Raw genomic sequence first — 17983 nt, forward strand, 5'->3', positions numbered from 1 at the left:
CGGTCGACGGGCAACCAGTCGGCCAACGAACGACCGCTCTGTCGGCGCACCGCCCCTCGGTCGGCGGTCTACTACTCGATCGGCGAACTACCGGTCGACCGGCGAAAAGCAGCAATCCGTCGGAGTTGCCCAGGCTGAACGTGCAGGTCGGAGGGGTCACGGGTCAGCGGTGACAGAGCGCGCTGCAGACGTGACAGTGGTCTACGTGCGCCCTCGTGCGGAGGTCGTCGGACTGCGCCACGTCTTCGACGCTAGGTCAGCCTCCGGGCACCGACAAGCCTGTCCCACGGGGTGAAAAACGGCTGTTCAGTCGACGGGCAGCAACTTCGGCGACGGACGGACAGAGGGTCCGAGTCGCCGCATTGCCCGAGGCACATAGCCGTGCGGAGCGCGCCACCGGACCGGTGAGGGCACGAGCAACGCTGCGGATCGGATCGTGCGGAGCATCGCGGTGGCCGCGGCCGGCGGATAGGCGCGGTGTCCGTGCAGCTGGATCGCCCAACGTGGCAGCAGGGAGTACGCGAGGTGGGCGACCGTCGGCTCGTAGATCGGCAGCCCGAGGCCGAGCACGCCGGGCAGCGGGGGCTTGTGCAGGAACTGGTAGACGATCTCCGAATCCTCGCCCCGCCGGAGTTCACCACGCATGTCACGCAGGTAAGCGGACATCTGCGTGGTCGAGCCCGGCACTTCGTCCGGATCGAGTCCCACCAGAGCGGCGGACTGGCGCTGCTCGTCGAAATACCGGTCGGCTTGCGCTTTCGTCAGCCGGAATCCGGCGCGGCGGACCACGGACAGGAACATCGAAACCTCGGCGCAGTGCACCCACAGCAGCAGGTCGGGCCGGTCGATGCGGAACGCCCGACCGGTATCCGGGTCCTTGCCGCGCAGGCTCCGATGCACGGCCCGCACCTTGGCGGCGCCGGTTTGCACCTCGTCGAGCGCCGCGTACGTGCTCATCGAGACAAATTTGGCGGTGCGCATCAGCCGACCGAGCGGATCCTCGCGAAAGTTGGAGTTCTGCACCACGCCGGCGGCCGCCAGCGGGTGCAGCGACTGAAGGAACAGGCTGGTGATGCCGCCGAGCCACATGGCCGGGTCGGCGTGCAGTTGCCAGGTCACCGAGTTCGGGCCGACCAAGCCCAGGTCGGCCCCGTTCGACGGCGCAGCGCTCACGACTGCAAGTTACGCCGTCGAGGGGGCCGACCCGAACCCCCAGCTCAGTGGCCGAACGTGAACGTGTTCATGGCCACGAACGGCGCGGGTTGGCCGCTGCTGAACGTCAGGTACACGTCGTGCACGCCGGTTGTGGCGGCAATGTTCGCCGGGATCGACCGCCAACTCGTCCAGCCTCCGGTGTTGGCGATGGCGAAGCTGCCGATCGGCGCGTTGTTGACGCTGTCCAGCCGGACTTCGACGAGTCCACTGACGCCGCTGGCCGCGCCCGATGCCGCCGAGGCGACGAACTGGGTCGCCGGCGTGGAGCCGAAGTCGATACCGGAGTACTTCGCCCACGCGCCGTTGGAGAGCTGGCCGACGTTGATGCCGCTGCTGGCCGCGCTGTACTTGGTCGCGGGGATGGCGGTGTAGGCGTTCCCGATGGAGCCACCGGGATTGGACGTCGTGGTGCCGCCTCCACTACCACCCTTTGTGGACACCGAGACGTAGTCGACGAGCATCGGCTGGCCGGAAACCGTTGCGGCAGTGGGTCCTCCACCGAACGCGGCCGGGAAGCCGCCGCCGATCGCCACGTTCAGGATCACGAAGAAGCCGTGCTGGGTGGCGTTGTTCCAGGTGGTCGCGTCGACCTGGTTGGCGTTGATGGTGAAGAAGTTGTTGCCGTCGAGGTAGTAGCGCAGCTGTTGCGGGTTGGCGCCGTAGTCGAGTTCGACCGCGTAGGTGTGGAAGCCGGTCTGGCAGCCGCCGCAGGCTCGTTCACCGGAGCCGATGCCGGTGGTCTCGTTGCACGGCCCACCGGAACCGGTTCCGCAGTGCAGGGTCGCGAATTCCGAACTGCGGCCGTTGATGTCCTCCATGATGTCCAGCTCGCCGATGCTGGGCCAGTTCGTCGCGGCCGCCGGCCGGGCCGGGGCGCCGAGCGCCCAGAACGCCGGCCAGTAGCCGAGTCCGTTGGCGGTGTTGACGTTCGGCTGCTGGATGGACGCCTCGATGCGCATCACGCCGCCCGCTGGCGGCTGGAAGTCGGTGCGCTGCGTCTCGATCCGGCCGGACGTCCAGTTGCCGGCACCGTCCTTGATGGGCTTGATCGCGAGGTGGCCGCTGCCGTCGAGGTAGACGTTGTTGGTGCTGTTGGTCATCGACTCGACCTCGCCGGTGCCCCAGTTGCCCGCTCCGCCGGGGTAACCGTGGCCGAGGTCGTAGAGCCAGTTCGAACCGTTGACCGGCGAACCGGCGGAGCCGGTGAAGTCGTCGCTCCAGACGGTGGTGAAGCCGGCGGGCGGCGCGGGCGCCGCCGAAGCGGACTGGGTGGACAGGGCGACCGCCACCACGCCCGGGATCAGCGCGGCGAAGGCGCTTGCGGCGGCGAGAAATCGTCGACGTGAACGCATGACTGTCGGTGACCTCCTTGTCACGGCAGGGATCACCGGCCGGCCGGGTCAGGGGCCGGCGGGCGGTGACCTCTCTATGAGAGCGCTCCCACCTGCGCAAGTCAAGGATGTGAACAGAAGTCGGGGTGGTTCGGGGGTGAGTCTCAGTGGGAGGGACCGGTCAGCCGCAGGGGAGGTCAGTCGCAGGAGAGGAAACGGGGAGGCTCGGCGAAGCCGAGGACAATTGGTGAACTCGCGATGCGGGCGAGTCAGCCCAGGAAGCCCCTGAGCAACGACGCGGTGCCCTCGATGTGCTCGGCCATAGCGCGACGGGCGGCCGGGGCGTCGCCGGCGAGAACGGCGTCCACGAGGACCGCGTGCTGCCGGTTCGAGTGCTCGATGTTCTTGGGCAGCAACGGGATTCCGTCGAGCAACTCGTTCAGGCGCATCCGCACGTCGGCAACCGCGGCCGTCAGCGACGGCGATCCGCTGACCTCGGCGATCGCCAGGTGCAGCCGGGAGTCCTTGCGCCGGTACTCATCCAGTCCGGCGTTGTCGCATTCGGCCAGTCGGGCCCGCAAGTGTCCATGCTCATGTTCGGACAACTCGCGTGTGGCGGCGAACTCCGCCGCCCCAACCTCCAACACGGACCGCAGCGTCAGCGCGTCCTCAAGATCGTCCTTACGGGACACTTCGGTCGGCGTGACACGTGGTGGAGCCGCGCAGACGAAGGTCCCGCCGTACCGGCCACGGCGGGACTCCACGAATCCCGACTCCTGCAAGGCGTGCAGCGCCTCGCGCAGCGTCACCCGGCTGACGTTGAGGCGAGCCGCCAGGTCACGTTCGGCGGGCAGCCGCTCACCCGGCGGCACGACGCCCAGCTTGATCGCCTGGAGCAGTCGTTCCACCGTCTCCTCGAACGCGTTGCCCGTCCTGACCGGACGGAACAACGCGTCGCCCGCCGAATCGATCAACGTCGGTCCACGACCTATTCGGGCGTCACGTAGGCGCCGGAGATGCCGCCGTCCACCAGGAACTGTGATGCCGTGATGAACGACGAGTCGTCGCTGGCCAGGAAGGCGACGGCACCGGCGATCTCCTCCGGCTCGGCGAACCGCCCGATCGGCACGTGCACGAGCCGGCGCGCGGCGCGCTCCGGGTCCTTGGCGAACAATTCCTTGAGCAGCGGCGTGTTCACCGGTCCCGGGCACAGCGCGTTCACCCGGACGCCCTGCCGCGCGAACTGGACGCCCAGCTCACGCGTCATCGCCAGCACGCCGCCCTTCGAGGCGGTGTAGGAGATCTGCGAGGTGGCGGCGCCCATCACCGCGACGAACGAGGCCGTGTTGATGATGGATCCCTTGCCCTGGGCCAACATGTGCGGCAACGCGTACTTGCAGCACAGGTATACCGAGGTCAGGTTGACGTGCTGGACCCGCTGCCACGCCTCGAACTCCGTGGTCAGGATGGAGTCGTCGTCGGGTGGCGAGATGCCGGCGTTGTTGAACGCGATGTCGAGCGAGCCGTAGCTGTCCACGGCCCGCTGGAACATCGCCTCGACCTGTCCGGCGTCGGTGACGTCGACGTGGACGAACAGACCACCGACCTCCTCGGCCGCCTTGGCGCCCGCGGTCTCGTCCACGTCGCCGATGACGATCTTGGCGCCCTCGGATGCCAGCCGGCGCGCCGAGGCCAGTCCGATGCCGCTGCCGCCGCCGGTGATCACCGCTACCCGGCCGGCCAACCGTTCTGCCACTGTCACTCCTCAGTCGCGATGAACACGTTCTTGGTCTCGGTGAACGCGGCGACCGCGTCCGGACCGAGTTCCCGGCCGAGGCCGGACTGCTTGTACCCGCCGAACGGCGTCCAGTAGCGGACCGACGAGTGCGAGTTGACCGACAGGTTGCCGGCCTCGACGCCGCGGGCCACCCGCAGCGCGCGGCCGACGTCGCGGGTCCAGATGGAGCCGGACAGGCCGTACTCGGTGTCGTTGGCGATCCGCAGCGCGTCGGCCTCGTCGTCGAACGGCAGCACCACGACGACCGGCCCGAAGATCTCCTCGACGACCGATCGGTCCTGTTCGGACGAAGGCGTGAGAACCGTTGGCGGGAACCAGAACCCAGCGCCGTCGGGGGCGCTGCCACGGAATGCGACCGGCGCGTCCTCGGGCACGTACGAGGCGACCTTGTCCCGATGCGCGGACGAGATGAGCGGGCCCATCTCCGATTCGGCGCTCCGCGGGTCGCCGACCTTGACACCCTGCACGGCCGGCTCCAGCAGCGTCATGAACCGGTCGTAAACGCTGCGCTGCACCAGGATGCGCGATCGGGCGCAACAATCCTGGCCGGCGTTGTCGAAGACGCCGTAAGGGGCGGTCGCGGCCGCGCGCTCGATGTCGGCGTCGGCGAACACGATGTTCGCGCTCTTGCCCCCGAGCTCCAACGTCACCCGCTTCACCTGGTCGGCACAGCCGGCCATGATCTGCTTGCCGACCACGGTCGATCCGGTGAACACGACCTTGCGTACCACAGGATGCGTCACGAATCGTTGTCCGACGACGGAACCCTTGCCGGGCAGGACCTGGAAGACGTCTTCCGGAATACCGGCCTCACGGGCGAGCTCGGCGAGGCGGATCGCGGTGAGCGGCGTCAACTCGGCCGGCTTGAGGACAACCGTGTTGCCGGCGGCGAGTGCCGGGGCGAACCCCCAGGCGGCGATCGGCATCGGGAAGTTCCACGGCACGATCACGCCGATGACGCCGAGCGGTTCGGAGAACGTGACGTCGACACCGCCGGCAACCGGGATCTGCCGACCGAACAGGCGTTCGGGCGCGGCCGCGTAGTACTCGACGACGTCGCGGGCGTTGCCCGCCTCCCAGCGCGCGTTGCCGATGGTGTGGCCGGAGTTGGTGACCTCGATCTGCGCCAGGTTGTCGAGATCGGCGTCGATTGCCGCGGCGAACCGGCGGAGCAGCCGGGCGCGATCGCCCGGCGCGACGGCCTTCCAGGCCGGCAGGGCGGCCTGGGCGCGGGCGATCGCCGCGTCGGTCTGTTCGAGCGTGGCCAGCTCGACGGCGCCGACCAGTTCCTCGGTCGCCGGATTGATCACATCGAAGGTGGTCACTTCCCGTTCCCCGTTCTCGCCACCAAAGCCTTGAACAGCCGCACTTCCGCGTCCTGTTCGGGATGCCACTGCACGCCGAGCGCGAAGTCGGCGCCCGCCAGCTCGACGGCCTCCACGACGCCGTCGGCCGAGCGGGCCGTGACCGTCAGCCCGTCACCAAGCCGGTCGACGGCCTGATGGTGGGAGCAGGACACGCTCGCCGCGCCGCCGAGGATGTCGGCCACCGCGCTACCAGGCACCATTTCCACCTCGGTGCGTCCGAACTGACCGATCACCGGACGGTGCGCCGCAGTGCCCGTGACGTCCGGCACGTGCTGGGTGAGCGTGCCGCCGAGCACGACATTGAGCACTTGCATGCCACGACACACGCCGATCAGCGGCAGGCCGGCCGCCAGGGCACTTTCGACCAGGGCGAAGTCGGTTTCGTCCCGATCCGGCCGCACACCAAGGGTTTCCGGGTGCGCCGACTCGCCGTAGCGGGCCGGATCCACGTCTGCGCCGCCGGCGATCACCAGCCCGTCCAGAAAGGACACATCACCGGAACCGAGTGGCGGCAACAAGACCGGATTGCCACCCGCTGCCGCAACCGTGTCGACGTAGGTGCGGGGCAGAACAACGGCATCCAGATCCCAGGGGCCGTAGCGGGCTCGTTCGATGTACGTTGTGATGCCGATGACCGGCCTGCGGTCAGAGCCGTTCGAAGCCACGGAAACGCTCCCAGTCGGTGACGGCGGAGTCGAACGCGGCCAGCTCCACGCGGGCCGCGTTGCAGTAGTGATCGACGACGTCCTCGCCGAACGCCTCGCGGGCGACTGCACTGGCCGCGAACAGGTCCCTGGCCTCACGCAACGATGTTGGCACCGTCGGCTTGTCCGAGGCGTAGGCGTTGCCGGACAGTTCGGGCTCCAGCGTCATCCCGTTCTCGATGCCGTGCAGTCCTGCCGCGATCAGCGCGGCGACCGCGAGATACGGGTTCACATCGCCGCCCGGAACGCGGTTCTCGATACGCAGGCCCGCTCCGTGGCCGACCAGACGCAACGCGCAGGTTCGGTTGTCGCTCCCCCAGGCGACGGCCGTCGGCGCGAAGCTGCCAGGCTGGAACCGCTTGTAGGAGTTGATGTTCGGTGCGAACAGCAGCGTCAGCTCACGCAGGCAGGCCAACTGTCCGGCGATGAACTGCTGGGCGGTCGCGGACATGCCGTGCGGGCCGTCGCCGACGAACGTGAGGTCACCGTCCGTGCCGCGAAGGCTGATGTGGATGTGACAGGAGTTGCCCTCGCGCTCGTTGTACTTCGCCATGAACGTGAGGCTGCGCCCCTCCTGGGCGGCGATCTCCTTCGCGCCGGTCTTGTAGATCGCGTGGTTGTCGCAGGTCGGCAGCGCCTCGTCGTAGCGGAAGACGATCTCGTGCTGGCCGAAGTTGCACTCCCCCTTGGCCGACTCGACCATCAGGCCCGCGCCGCTCATCTCGTTGCGGATGCGACGCAGAAGCGGCTCGATACGGGAGGTTCCGAGCAACGAGTAGTCCACATTGTACTGATTCGCCGGCCGCAGATCGCGGTAGCCGAGGTCGTGCGCCTGCTCGTAGCTGTCGTCGAAGACGATGAACTCCAGCTCCGTACCGACAAACGCGGCGAGGCCGCGGTCGGCAAGCCTGTCCAACTGGCGGCGCAGGATCTGGCGCGGGGAGACGGTGACCGGGCTGCGGTCCTCCCACTCCACGTCGCACAGCACCATCGCGGTTCCCGGCAGCCACGGCGTAAGCCGTAACGTGCTCAGGTCCGGGCGCATCACGAAGTCGCCGTAGCCGCGTTCCCACGAGGACATCCGGTAACCACCGACGGTGTTCATCTCGACGTCGACCGCGAGCAGGTAGTTGCAACCCTCGGTGGCGTGTTCCAGCACCACGTCCAGGAAGTAGCGGGCCGAGCAGCGTTTGCCCTGCAGGCGGCCCTGCATGTCCACGATGGCCACCAGGACGGTGTCGACCGTGCCGGCCTCGACCATCTCGCGCAGTGCGTCGACGGTGATCACAGGGACCGCCCTTCCTCGCCCGGCTCCAATGGACTGATCCTGACCCATTGCACGGGTGCGGTCAACATGCGCTAGGGTGGTTGCGTGGTGCGCTGCTATCCGTGGTTTAGCGAGCCGGCCCTGGGTGGGCCCGGCGGCGACCACGCGCGCTGACCACGGAGCACCCAGAGCCGGCAAGGCAGAGGCGAATCGCCTCTGCCTTTTGTTTTGCCCCAGACACCAGGGCAGGCCGGCGGATCTCCGGCGGCCTGCTGGAGAGGAAACGCGATGTCCACCCATAACCAGCGCATCGTCAGCTCGCGGCCGATGGTCTCGCCCGCGCTGCTGCGGGACGAGGCCCCGCTCACCGACGCCGCCGAAGCCGTCGTCGTGCAGAGCCGGACCGCCGTCACCAACGTGCTCAACGGCGACGACGACCGGTTGCTCGTCGTCGTGGGACCGTGCTCCGTGCACGATCCCGTGGCCGGCCTCGACTACGCGCGGAGGCTGGCCGGACTGACCGCCGAGCTGTCCGACGACCTGTGCGTCGTGATGCGGGTGTACTTCGAGAAGCCGCGCACCACGCTCGGATGGAAGGGCCTGATCAACGACCCGCGGCTGGACGGCTCGTTCGACGTCAACCACGGGCTGCGCATCGCCCGCCAGCTGCTGCTGGACATTCTCGCGCTGGGGCTGCCGGTGGGCTGCGAGTTCCTGGATCCGATCACGCCGCAGTACATCGCCGACACCGTGACCTGGGGATCCATCGGCGCGCGGACCGCGCAGAGCCAGGTGCACCGGCAGCTGTGCAGCGGCCTGTCGATGCCGATCGGGATCAAGAACTCCACGGAGGGTGACGTGCAGGCGGCCGTCGACGCCGTGAAGGCCGCCGCGTCCAGCCACGTGTTCCCCGGCATCACCGACGACGGCCTGGCCGCGATCTTCTCCACCGCCGGCAACCCGGATTGCCACGTCATCCTGCGTGGCAGCAGCGCCGGGCCGAACTACGACCGGGCCAGCGTCGAGCACACCGTCGACCGGCTGGCGAAGTCCGGACTGCCTGAGCGGGTGATCGTCGACGCCAGCCACGGCAACAGCGGCAAGGACCACCTGCGCCAGCCGCTGGTAGCTGCCGACATCGCGACCCGGGTCGCCGGCGGCGAGACCGACGTGGTCGGCATCATGCTGGAGAGCTTCCTCGAGCCCGGGCGGCAGGAACTGGTGCTGGGCCACGCCGAGGACCTGGCCTACGGGCAGAGTGTGACCGATGCGTGCATGGGCTGGGATGTGACCGAGTCCGTGCTGCGCTCCCTCGCCGACGCTGTCAGCCAGCGAAGGGCTTCGCGGTCGGTCGGGGCTGTTTCGTCGACTTCCTCGATCGCGACGGCCTAGCGGTTCGTCGCCGCAGTCGTCGACTTCGGCGGTCGAGGGGTCCGTCGCCGCAAAGCTCGATGTCGGCGGCCGAGGGCTCTGTCACCGCAAAGCTCAACGTCGGCGATCGAGCGGTCCGCCGCTGCAAGGCTCGAGTGCGACGACCTAGCCGTCCGCCGGTGCAGAAGTGGATTGCGACGGCCAAGCAGCTCGCCGTCGAAGAGCTGGACTTCGACGGTTGGCAGTTGGTCGTCGAAAAGCTCGACTTCGACGGCCCGCCGGTTCGTCGCGAAGCTGGACTGCGTCGGTGCGGCGGGCCGTCGGCGAAAAGGTCAACTTCGGCGAACTGGCGGCCGGTCGCCCGGATTGCCGGCCGCGGCGATCTCGCGGGTCGTCGTCACGAACGATCGCTGCGACACCTTCGACCTGCGTAAAGCTTGCCGAACGTTGATGGGTTGACGAGAGTGGTCAACAGTTGATTGGCCTATCAACTGTTGACCACTGTGGACCCGGGTTGACCCAGTTGACGAGCCATGAGCAGGGCGGGCTGACCCCAGCCGACGAGGTCGACTTCGCGGACGGCTCGGAAGCCGACGGAACGGTAGAAGCGGCGGGTTCCGGAGTAGTTGTCGTCGGGCTGTTCCGCGACCGAAGGGCCGAGGGTGAGCACGGTGAGCAGGGTGTGGTTTTCGGTGGTCAGCACGTCAACGGCAATAGAGATGAGCGCCTTGCCCAGGCCGTGGTGGCGGTGTTCGGGCTGGACGGCCATCCAGGAGATCTCGGGGTTGATGGGGTCCTCGACGGTGAGGAAGCCGGCAACGACGCCGTCGACCTCGGCGACCCAGCCGCGTTGCGTGCGCACGGCCTCGGCGCAGGCTGCGACACCGGCCTCGACGCCGAAGAAGTAGGGCAACGCGGCGATGATCTCGTCACAGCGGACTGCGTCTTCGGCAAGCAGGCTTCGGATCGGCACGGGTGGCAGCCTGGCCACACGCCGTGGACGTGGCAACCGATTGGGAGGTCGTGGTGAAGGACGAGCTGGAGTTCTTCGACGTCGAGGCCGTGCCGTGGCGGCCCGATCCGGCTGCGGCGGGTGTCAGCGAGCGGGTGCTCAGCCGGGAGGCCGACGGCGCGGTTGGGACGCGTATCGCTAGATGGGCGCCGGGCACGGAGACGTCCGGTGTGATCCGGCACGACTACTTCGAGGAGGTTCTGCTGCTCGAGGGATCACTGCACGATCTCACGTTGGACCAGACGTTCCGTGCCGGGCACTTCGCCTCGCGCCGACCGGGAATGCCGCACGGTCCGTACCGGACGGTGGACGGCTGCACGATGTTGGAGATCAGGCACCGGCTAGCTGACGCATCTTGAGCTGGTTGTACGGGGAGTCGGGCCGCACGCTGATCCGCTCCCCGACCAGCGTCCGAGCCTGCGCGGTGCGGCCCGCACGAATGGCGGCCTCGACGAGCGTGCGCTGCATGACGTCTCGCTGGGCGTGACTGCCGCCAAATTCGTGCACGTAGCGGCGGATGGGCCAGAGCAGGTCGACCGCCTCGGCATAACGGCCGCGACCGAATGCGAGCAGTGCTTCACAAACAGGTAGACCGACGCGGGCGGTCATGGCGACGTTGGTCGCTGGCCCAGCTTCGGCGACGTAGCGCTGACGGTCGGCGATGAGGTCGGCGGCGAGATTGTCCTCGCCGGCGCCGACGTAGGACATGACGGCGTGCATGTCGTTGAACGCGTTGAACGGGATCGTCATTCGCGGCGGCCAGGTCGCGGCGAGCTTGGCCCATCGGTCGCCGGCGTCCTCGCCGAGCAGGTGCAGCCGCCACATCAGGCTGGCGGCGTTGACGACCTCGGTGACGGTGGAGTCCTCGGTCGGCGCGAGCCGCTCGTCGTAGAGGTCGAGTGCCTCGCGGTAGCGGTTGGCTTCGAGCAGGAACAGGCAGTAGTGCCACCAAATGTGTACGCGAAGCAGGTTGCCCTGGTCCCAGTCGGCGCGCCGGCGGTCCAGCATGGCGATGCCGTCGTTGTAGCTGGCCCGCATCTCGTGGGTGTGGCCGACGGCATGGACGCTCCAGACGTCCGCCGCATCCAGCTCCATCGCACGCAGGCCAGTCTGTTCGGCACGTTCCCAGTGCCCGCACTCCTCCAGGCCGAAGGCGTACATGCCGAGAAGGTTGGCGTAGTGCGGATCGGCCGTGCCCCAGGCCGGCAGCGCACCACCGATGCGATCGCGCAACGAAATGGCGTTCCCTGTGAGGAAGTCGATCTGGTGGCCGACCGCGAGCGCCAAGGCATCGCGGGGCTGCTCCGCCGTCAAGTCGGCGAGCAGCGCTCCGGCGGCGTGCAGATCGCCGTCGAGCAGCTTGGCCGCAGCTTTGACGTGCAAGCGCTCGCCGTCGGTAAGGTCGCCGACACGTTGCCGGAATTCGCCGAACTTCGCCGCGACGGGCGGCACGTACTGCGGGTCGGTGCTGAGCACCGCCAGGTAAACGCGCATGGCATTGGCCGTGGGCTGCAGCGGGTCCTCGGTGACGACGCGCTCGGACCGTTCGCCGACGTCGGCGCGGAAGTGCAGCAACGAGTCGACGGCACCGTCCAACTCGTCGACCGCGGCGGCGGTTGCGGCGTGCACCGAAATTCCGTGCTGATCCTGGCGCATTCTTCCGACAATACGGCCATGACCTTGCCGCTCGGCGTCACTGGCGTGATCATTCCCGTGCTCGCGGCGGAGCCGCTCCTGGGCCGGCCGGGCGTGCCACCGCGCGTTGTCGAAGCTCACGCGGCGGGTCTGGGCGCGGTGGCCGGACCACCCCCTACGACGGCGAGTTCGGCGACGACGTCCAACCGCATCTGACCGTCGCGATGGACGTCTCCGACGAAATCCAGAACTTCGTCGAAAACGAGCTCGTCGGCGAACTCCCGGTCCACGACCGCCTTGACGAGGCGTGACTGGTCTACTCCGACGGCGAGCGGTGGCGGCGCCGGGCGACCTTCTCGTTCGGCGCGCAGACGCCGAACGAGAACCGCTGAGCGCCGGAGCCGGCGGCACAGGATGGTCGGGACCGGGGCCGATGTGGGCAGGATCGACGAGCCGGGAGTCGGTTAGCCGCCGGGTGGTCGGGATCGGTTGATCGAGAGCCGGACCGTTCAGAGCAGGCCGAGTTGGGCCGCTCGCACGCCGGCTTGAAAGCGGCTGCGGGCGTCGAGGCTGAGCATGGCGGCGGCCATGTCGTTGCGGACGGTCCGGACACTGACGCCGACCTGGCGTGCGATGGCGTCGTCGGTGAGGCCGTCGGCCAGCAGGCGCAGGACCCTGTGGTGGCGGGGCGTTTGATCGGGAAGGCTGTGGCGGCGAGGGCTCGGGTTGCCCTGGGACCAGACCTGGTCGGCGAGCACGCAGAGCGGCGCCACCGAGGCGGGCGTGCGGTTGACGACGGCGTCGTCCCCGGTGATGACCATCGCGACGGAGCGGTCGACGAGCAGCATGGTGGTGGGCAAGGCCGGCACGATCCGAGGTGCGGCGCCACGGGTCCGGAGCCAGGTCGCGTGCGCGGCGACGGTGGGCGTGCGAATCAGGTCACTGCGCCAGACGAGCCGGAGTTGGGCACCGCAACGGAGCACGGCCTCAGCGACAGGAACGGCGAACTCGAACGAGCCGGTCCGGTGCTGGCCGCTGAGGATGACGACCTCGCGGCGGGCGTTGGCGACGAGATGTTCGGCGAACGAGTTCATTTCGTCCAGGCCGTGGAGTTGGTCGGGGCCGGGCGGCTGGTGGCGGGCGATGAGCTGGGCGATCGACAGTGCCTGAGGTCGGGCGTCGCCAGCGCTGAGGCCCCACACCCGGCTCGCGGCGAGTGCCGGCAGTGCGAGCGCGGGGGCGACCGCACGAACGGCGCCGCTTTCCTCGGCGGAAGGGACGAGCAGACCGTCGGCACGGAGTTGGTCGACGGCGGCGGTTAGCCGGAGATCGGCACGGGGCTGGTCGACGGCGTCCGTCAGGCGGCCGTCGGAGTGGAGCTGGTCGACGTTGGTGGGGTGGATGCCGTGGCCGAGGTTGAGCTGGCGGGCTAGGTCGGCGATCCGCCATCGGACGCGTGTGAGCGCCGTCAGATAGACGGTCTCGGCGACGGCGTCGAGGCCCAAGCCGCTCACGAACCCACCTCCGGCGCGGAACCACTGCTGATCCGCGCCGAATGCTGCCGGCGGTGGCTGACGTGCCGCTTGTCCCGCGCTTGTCCGGGACGGCTACGCCTCGTTGACCAGCGCAACGGCGCCGGCACAGACCGCGCAGACCAGGGCGAAGATGAGCGGCTCCATGGTGCCGGCGTTCGCCCGGTCGAGCATCGCCCAGAGCAGCACCAGTGCGTTGGACAACGCGAGCAACACACACGACAGCCCGATCACCGGGCGACGCAGCGGCATGGTGAGCACAGCGAACCGGCAGCCGGACGGAACCCGGAACAGTTCGACGACAGCCACCAGGATGACGACGCACGGAATGGCGAAGCCGAGCCAGGCCAGCACCGGCGTCGGCTTCGGTAGGCCAGCGACCATCAGGAACATGCCGCCGACGACCAGGGTCATGGACAGCTGACGGACGCCACGCCAGGCCAGCTTCTCCGGCACCGGCGACCGGCCGGCTCCCAAGGATCGGCCGGTGCCCGGGGACGGGTCGGTACCCCAGGGTCGGTCGGTCCCGGAGGATCGGTCGGCCCCACGAGATCCGTGGCCGCTCGCGCTGTCGACCGCCGAACGACCGTCGCGGACGGCCCGACGGTCCGACGGCGTTCGACCGTCGTCCGGAGTGCGGTCGTCGTCGGGAGTTCGGCTACGGCGCGAAGCGCGACCGGCTGCTGAAGTTCGGCGAAATGCTCGACTTCGACGAAAAGCGGAAGTTCGACCGTGGGCGGGTTGGTCGCTGGAGAGGTGCTGGAGGGCGAGATCGTCGACGGCGGCGGCCTGGCCAGCGGCGGAACGATCGACAGCGGCCCGGCCGATGGCGGGACGATCGGCGGCGAGGTCGTGGCCGGCGGCGGAGCGGTCGGCGGCGAGGTCGTGGCCGAAGGGGCGTGGCCAGCGGTCGGGCTGGGCGGACCGGTCGGAGGAAGTCGCCCAAGAGCGGGCCAGCTCGGTGCTGCGGTCGCCAGAGGTGGGCTGGTGGAAGCGGCTGAGGCGGGTGTGCTCGGCGCCCCGTTCGTGGGCCGGGAGCTGACCGAGGCGAGTCTGCTCGGCGGCGTGGTCACGGGAGGAAGGCCGGCGGAGGCGGGCTAGTTCGGCGCGAACGCGAGGGTCGCCCGGTTTGCGACGCATGGCGGTCCGGTACGCGCGCTCGGCGGTGGCGAGGTCGCCGGTCCGCTGAGCGGCGTCGCCCAGGACGAGGTACGGCCGGACGTGGTCGGGCTGATATCGCACGGCCTGGGCGGCGGCGTCGACGGCGTCGGGCCAACTGCCGGCGGCGCCGAAGGCCTCGGCCAGGGCGATGCGGCACCGCCAGTCGGACGGCGCGGCGCGGACGGCCTGCCGCGCGGCGGAGACGGCTTCCTCGTGTCGGGAGAGCCGGCTCAAGGCCTTGCTGGCGAGGCGGTGCGTCCAAGCCTTGTCCCCACCGAGCGGCATCGCGCGGCGCACGGCGGTCAGGGCGGCGGTGGCGTCGCCACGGTCCAGCAGCGCGGCGGCGAGCCGACACCAGACCTCGGGGCTGTCGGGATGGGAGCTGGCGGTGCTGCGCAGCAGGGCCACAGCTTTGCGTCGCCGGCCGGAGGCACTCAACTTGGCTGCGCGATCGAGTACGTCTCCGAGCGGTTCGACCATCGCTTGTGTCCTCCCGCACACCGGACCAGGCAACTCGGGCAAGTCTGGCAGCGGGCGGCACGGAACACCGGGACCGCCTTATACCGGCGTGTCGCGGAGGTGAAAACCGCTGGACGGCCTAATGATCGACACCCTCCGCGGGAGGCGTCGGCATGGTCGACTCACAGCGGCATCTTGGTCGCCGAAGTGGGGGCGTCCGGGCACGGAGGCGGCTTTGGCCAGGTCAAGGCACGTACGATTTGGAGTGTGGAGACCGAGCAGCAGCACGTCTGCCCCACCGCGGAGGCCTGCGGTGAGCGCGACGACCTGAACTGGCTGCTGCACCGCGCCGCCCAGCGGATGGGGGCGGCGATGGAGCGCCACGCGCTCGAGGCCGGCAGCATCGGCATCCGGGGCCAGCTGGTGTTGTCCGCCCTGTTGGAAGGCCGCCAGCACACGCAGCTGGCGCTGGGCAACCGCCTCGGCCTCGACAAGACGACCATGACCTCCACCCTGGACCGGATGGAACAGCAGGAACTGATCGTCCGCCGACCTGATCCGCGTGACCGCCGCGTGCGTATCCCCGAGCTGACCGAGAAGGGTCGCCAGGTCCAGGCGGCGGTCCGGCTCGAACTGGAACTGGTCGAACGGGCCGTGCTCGAGGGTTTGAGCGCGGAGGAGGAGGCGGTGCTGCGGCGCGTGCTGCTGCGGCTGGCGGTGCCCGAGGCGGGCGGCGCCGGCCCGGGCGGCTCGTGCGTGTAGCCATCATCACGTTGGAAAGTGGTCACAACAGGGGCAAGACCGTTCCCCTTTTCAGGTCATATCCCCACACTTTCGTACGGTGAATGACGAAACCGCTGGACCGCCACCCGGATGAGTGACAGATTGAGCGGGCAACTCCGCCTGGGGGCGACATTGAGTGAACGTGGACAAGTTCTCCAGAGGACTCCGCCACTGTTGACTCAGGACGAGTGTCGGGAAGCCGAGGGGTGACAACACGATGCGTAACGACCACATGACGCTCCGCTCGATGGCGGTGCTGGACCTGCTGGTGCCGGACGCACCGTCGGTCCCGGTCGAGGTCGAACTCCGCTACGACACCCGTGACCCGTACGCAGTCACCGCGGCGTTCCGCTCCGGCCCGTCGGGCTGGGTGGAGTGGTGCTTCGCCCGCGACCTGCTCGCCGACGGCCTGATCGCCGAGGCCGGCTCCGGTGACGTCCGCATCCGCCCGGCGGTCGACGACATCGAGCTCGTCGTGCTGGTCGTCAGCTCGCCGGCCGGCCTGGCCATGTTCGAGGCCGCCGCGCAGGAGCTGGCCGACTTCCTCGACCGCACCTACGACCTGGTGCTGCCCGGCACCGAGGCCCAGTGGGTCAGCGTCGACGACGCGCTCACCACCCTGATGCCGTACGACCTGAGCTGAGGCCCGGCTCACCCGAACGCCGAGGAACAACCCCACGCCCGCCCCTGTTGGAATGTTTCGTTGCCGCATGCAAACATTCCACGAGGGAGCCGAGCGGTGGGGTTACGCCAGCTGAGCCCGAAGGTTGTCGTCAGCGTCGTCTTCGTCGCCGCGCTCTTCGTCAACATCCTCGACACCACCATCGTCAACGTCGCGCTGCCGACGATCGCCGGCCAGTTCCACGTGACCGCCGCCGACGCGGGCGCGGTCGTCGTCGGCTACCTGCTCAGCCTCGCCCTGGTGATCCCGGCCTCGGGCTGGCTGGGCGACCGGTTCGGCACCAAGCGGGTGTTCCTGACCGCGCTGGCGATCTTCACGGTGGCCTCGGCGCTGTGCGGACTGGCCCAGTCGCTCCCCCAACTCGTCGCGTTCCGGCTGCTGCAGGGCCTGGGCGGCGGCATGCTCGCGCCGATCGGCCTGGCCATGCTGTACCGGGAGTTCCCGCTGGCCGAGCGGATGCGGGTGAACCGCGTGCTCATCCTGCCGACGGCGGTCGCGCCGGCGATGGGTCCGGTACTGGGCGGCCTGCTGGTGGACACGCTGTCGTGGCGCTGGGTCTTCTACGTCAACCTGCCGGTCGGCGTGCTGACCTTCCTGTTCGGCCTGTTCCTGCTGCGCGAGCATCGCGAGCCCGGCGCCGGGCGGTTCGACCTGGCCGGCTTCGTGCTGTCGGGTGTCGGCTTCGCGCTGCTGATGTACGCCCTCACCGAGGGCGCCACCCTGGGCTGGGGCTCGCCGCAGATCCTGATCACCGGCATCCTGGGCGTGGTGCTGCTGGCCGCGACGGTGTTCGTGGAGCTGCGGGTGCCGGAGCCGATGCTGGACCTGCGGCTGTTCGCCGACCGACTGTTCCGCAGCGTCAACATCGTGCAGCTGGTGTCCACGGCCGGCTTCCTCGGCACGCTGTTCGTGTTCCCGCTGCTCTACCAGTCCGGGCTCGGTGTCTCGGCGTGGCAGACCGGGCTGACCACGTTCCCCGAGGCGGTCGGCGTGCTGGTCGGCACCCAGATCGCCAGCCGGGTGTACTCGACGCTGGGGCCGCGGCTGCACATCGTGCTGGGCGTGGTGAACGCGGCGGTCGCGATGATGCTGCTGACGCTGGTGGGGCCGGCCACGCCGCAGTGGGTGGTCATGTTGATCATGTTCTACCTGGGGCTGGGCATGTCCAACAACTTCAACCCGGCGCAGACGGCCGCGTTCGCGCAGGTGCCGGCGGCGAAGACGGGCCGGGCGTCCACGCTGTACAACTCGGGCCGGCAGGCCGGGTCGGCGGTCGGCGTCGCGGTGTTGGGCAGCGTGCTCGCCGCGGTCGGTGGCGGTGCCTCGGCCGGGACGGGCAACCTGCTCGGCTATCACGTGGCGTTCGCGGTGGCGGCCGGGCTGATGATCGCGTCCGGGGTCGCTGCGCTGCTGATCAAGGACGACGACGCGGCGGCGACCATGACCCGGCCGGCGCGGGCGGTGCCCGGGGAGACGGTGGTCGGCGCAGCGGGTGCGCGCCGCTGACACCAGACGCACGTGAGTGGCTCATTCGGCCTCGGAGGCCAAGTGAGCCACTCAGGTGACTCGGCGAGCGGGTAATCGCCCGAACGGTCGTGCTCCGCTTCCGCCCTTCTGCGTAAATGCGGTGGTAGGAGTGCGTGCGGGAGTGCCTGATCACCCTCCC

General features: G+C 69.2%; 17 protein-coding genes. 5 read left to right on the forward strand and 12 right to left on the reverse strand.

Annotated elements, in window-relative coordinates:
* Positions 1-306: 306 nt before the first annotated feature.
* From BJ998_RS10390 to BJ998_RS10420, 7 genes are all read right to left on the reverse strand, one after another.
* Positions 307-1173: an oxygenase MpaB family protein gene (locus BJ998_RS10390; RefSeq protein ID WP_312890031.1), complete on the reverse strand. Its 867-nt coding sequence runs from the start codon at positions 1171-1173 to the stop codon at positions 307-309.
* Between the two features lie 44 nt (positions 1174-1217).
* Positions 1218-2567 carry a carbohydrate-binding protein gene (locus BJ998_RS10395; RefSeq protein WP_184860670.1) on the reverse strand — a complete coding sequence of 450 codons (1350 nt, stop codon included), beginning with the start codon at positions 2565-2567 and terminating at the stop codon, positions 1218-1220.
* Positions 2568-2815: 248 nt separating this feature from the next.
* Positions 2816-3517: a FadR/GntR family transcriptional regulator gene (locus tag BJ998_RS10400; RefSeq protein WP_184868568.1), complete on the reverse strand. Its 702-nt coding sequence runs from the start codon at positions 3515-3517 to the stop codon at positions 2816-2818.
* Positions 3518-3534: 17 nt separating this feature from the next.
* On the reverse strand, positions 3535-4302 hold the full coding sequence (locus tag BJ998_RS10405; RefSeq protein ID WP_184860672.1) for a 3-oxoacyl-ACP reductase: 768 nt from the start codon (positions 4300-4302) through the stop codon (positions 3535-3537).
* A 2-nt stretch (positions 4303-4304) separates the two neighbouring features.
* Entirely contained in the window at positions 4305-5669 is a 1365-nt protein-coding gene (locus tag BJ998_RS10410) for an aldehyde dehydrogenase family protein (protein WP_184860674.1), read from the reverse strand.
* Positions 5666-6376 (reverse strand): gamma-glutamyl-gamma-aminobutyrate hydrolase family protein, encoded by a 711-nt coding sequence (locus BJ998_RS10415; RefSeq protein WP_184860676.1) that lies wholly within the window; start codon positions 6374-6376, stop codon positions 5666-5668. Before BJ998_RS10415 ends, BJ998_RS10410 begins: the two co-directional genes overlap by 4 nt.
* A complete protein-coding gene (locus BJ998_RS10420; RefSeq protein ID WP_312890032.1) occupies positions 6357-7703 on the reverse strand; it encodes a glutamine synthetase family protein in 1347 nt (448 codons plus the stop codon). The genes BJ998_RS10415 and BJ998_RS10420 overlap by 20 nt, the downstream gene beginning before the upstream one ends.
* Before the next feature lie 267 nt (positions 7704-7970).
* Here BJ998_RS10420 and BJ998_RS10425 point away from each other — a divergent pair, with 267 nt between their 5' ends.
* Positions 7971-9074 carry a 3-deoxy-7-phosphoheptulonate synthase gene (locus BJ998_RS10425; RefSeq protein ID WP_184860680.1) on the forward strand — a complete coding sequence of 368 codons (1104 nt, stop codon included), beginning with the start codon at positions 7971-7973 and terminating at the stop codon, positions 9072-9074.
* Positions 9075-9540: 466 nt separating this feature from the next.
* Here the strand turns inward: BJ998_RS10425 and BJ998_RS10430 are convergent, their stop codons facing one another.
* Positions 9541-10026, reverse strand: coding sequence for a GNAT family N-acetyltransferase (locus tag BJ998_RS10430; protein WP_184860682.1), 486 nt, complete (start codon positions 10024-10026; stop codon positions 9541-9543).
* A 29-nt stretch (positions 10027-10055) separates the two neighbouring features.
* Here BJ998_RS10430 and BJ998_RS10435 point away from each other — a divergent pair, with 29 nt between their 5' ends.
* On the forward strand, positions 10056-10424 hold the full coding sequence (locus BJ998_RS10435; RefSeq protein ID WP_312890033.1) for a cupin domain-containing protein: 369 nt from the start codon (positions 10056-10058) through the stop codon (positions 10422-10424).
* Here BJ998_RS10435 and BJ998_RS10440 read toward each other — a convergent pair.
* The 4 genes from BJ998_RS10440 to BJ998_RS10455 all read right to left on the reverse strand — a co-directional run bounded on the left by BJ998_RS10440 (position 10396) and on the right by BJ998_RS10455 (position 14831).
* A complete protein-coding gene (locus tag BJ998_RS10440; RefSeq protein ID WP_184860685.1) occupies positions 10396-11841 on the reverse strand; it encodes a tetratricopeptide repeat protein in 1446 nt (481 codons plus the stop codon). The genes BJ998_RS10435 and BJ998_RS10440 overlap by 29 nt on opposite strands.
* A complete protein-coding gene (locus BJ998_RS10445; RefSeq protein WP_184860687.1) occupies positions 11838-11990 on the reverse strand; it encodes a hypothetical protein in 153 nt (50 codons plus the stop codon). The genes BJ998_RS10440 and BJ998_RS10445 overlap by 4 nt, the downstream gene beginning before the upstream one ends.
* 219 nt (positions 11991-12209) lie before the next feature.
* Positions 12210-13214, reverse strand: a complete 1005-nt coding sequence (locus BJ998_RS10450) for a helix-turn-helix transcriptional regulator (RefSeq protein WP_184860689.1) — start codon at positions 13212-13214, stop codon at positions 12210-12212.
* A 93-nt stretch (positions 13215-13307) separates the two neighbouring features.
* A complete protein-coding gene (locus tag BJ998_RS10455; protein ID WP_184860691.1) occupies positions 13308-14831 on the reverse strand; it encodes a tetratricopeptide repeat protein in 1524 nt (507 codons plus the stop codon).
* Between the two features lie 288 nt (positions 14832-15119).
* On the opposite strand from BJ998_RS10455, the gene BJ998_RS10460 reads away from it, so the two are divergent.
* The 3 genes from BJ998_RS10460 (at position 15120) to BJ998_RS10470 (ending at position 17823) form a co-directional block, all read left to right on the forward strand.
* Positions 15120-15614: a MarR family winged helix-turn-helix transcriptional regulator gene (locus BJ998_RS10460; protein ID WP_312890034.1), complete on the forward strand. Its 495-nt coding sequence runs from the start codon at positions 15120-15122 to the stop codon at positions 15612-15614.
* Between the two features lie 238 nt (positions 15615-15852).
* Positions 15853-16278, forward strand: coding sequence for an SsgA family sporulation/cell division regulator (locus BJ998_RS10465; RefSeq protein WP_184860693.1), 426 nt, complete (start codon positions 15853-15855; stop codon positions 16276-16278).
* Positions 16279-16374: 96 nt separating this feature from the next.
* Complete coding sequence (locus tag BJ998_RS10470) at positions 16375-17823, forward strand: DHA2 family efflux MFS transporter permease subunit (RefSeq protein WP_184860695.1); 1449 nt, start codon at positions 16375-16377, stop codon at positions 17821-17823.
* Positions 17824-17983: the final 160 nt, after the last annotated feature.

The sequence above is a fragment of the Kutzneria kofuensis genome (assembly GCF_014203355.1).
In the GTDB taxonomy this organism is placed as follows: domain Bacteria; phylum Actinomycetota; class Actinomycetes; order Mycobacteriales; family Pseudonocardiaceae; genus Kutzneria; species Kutzneria kofuensis.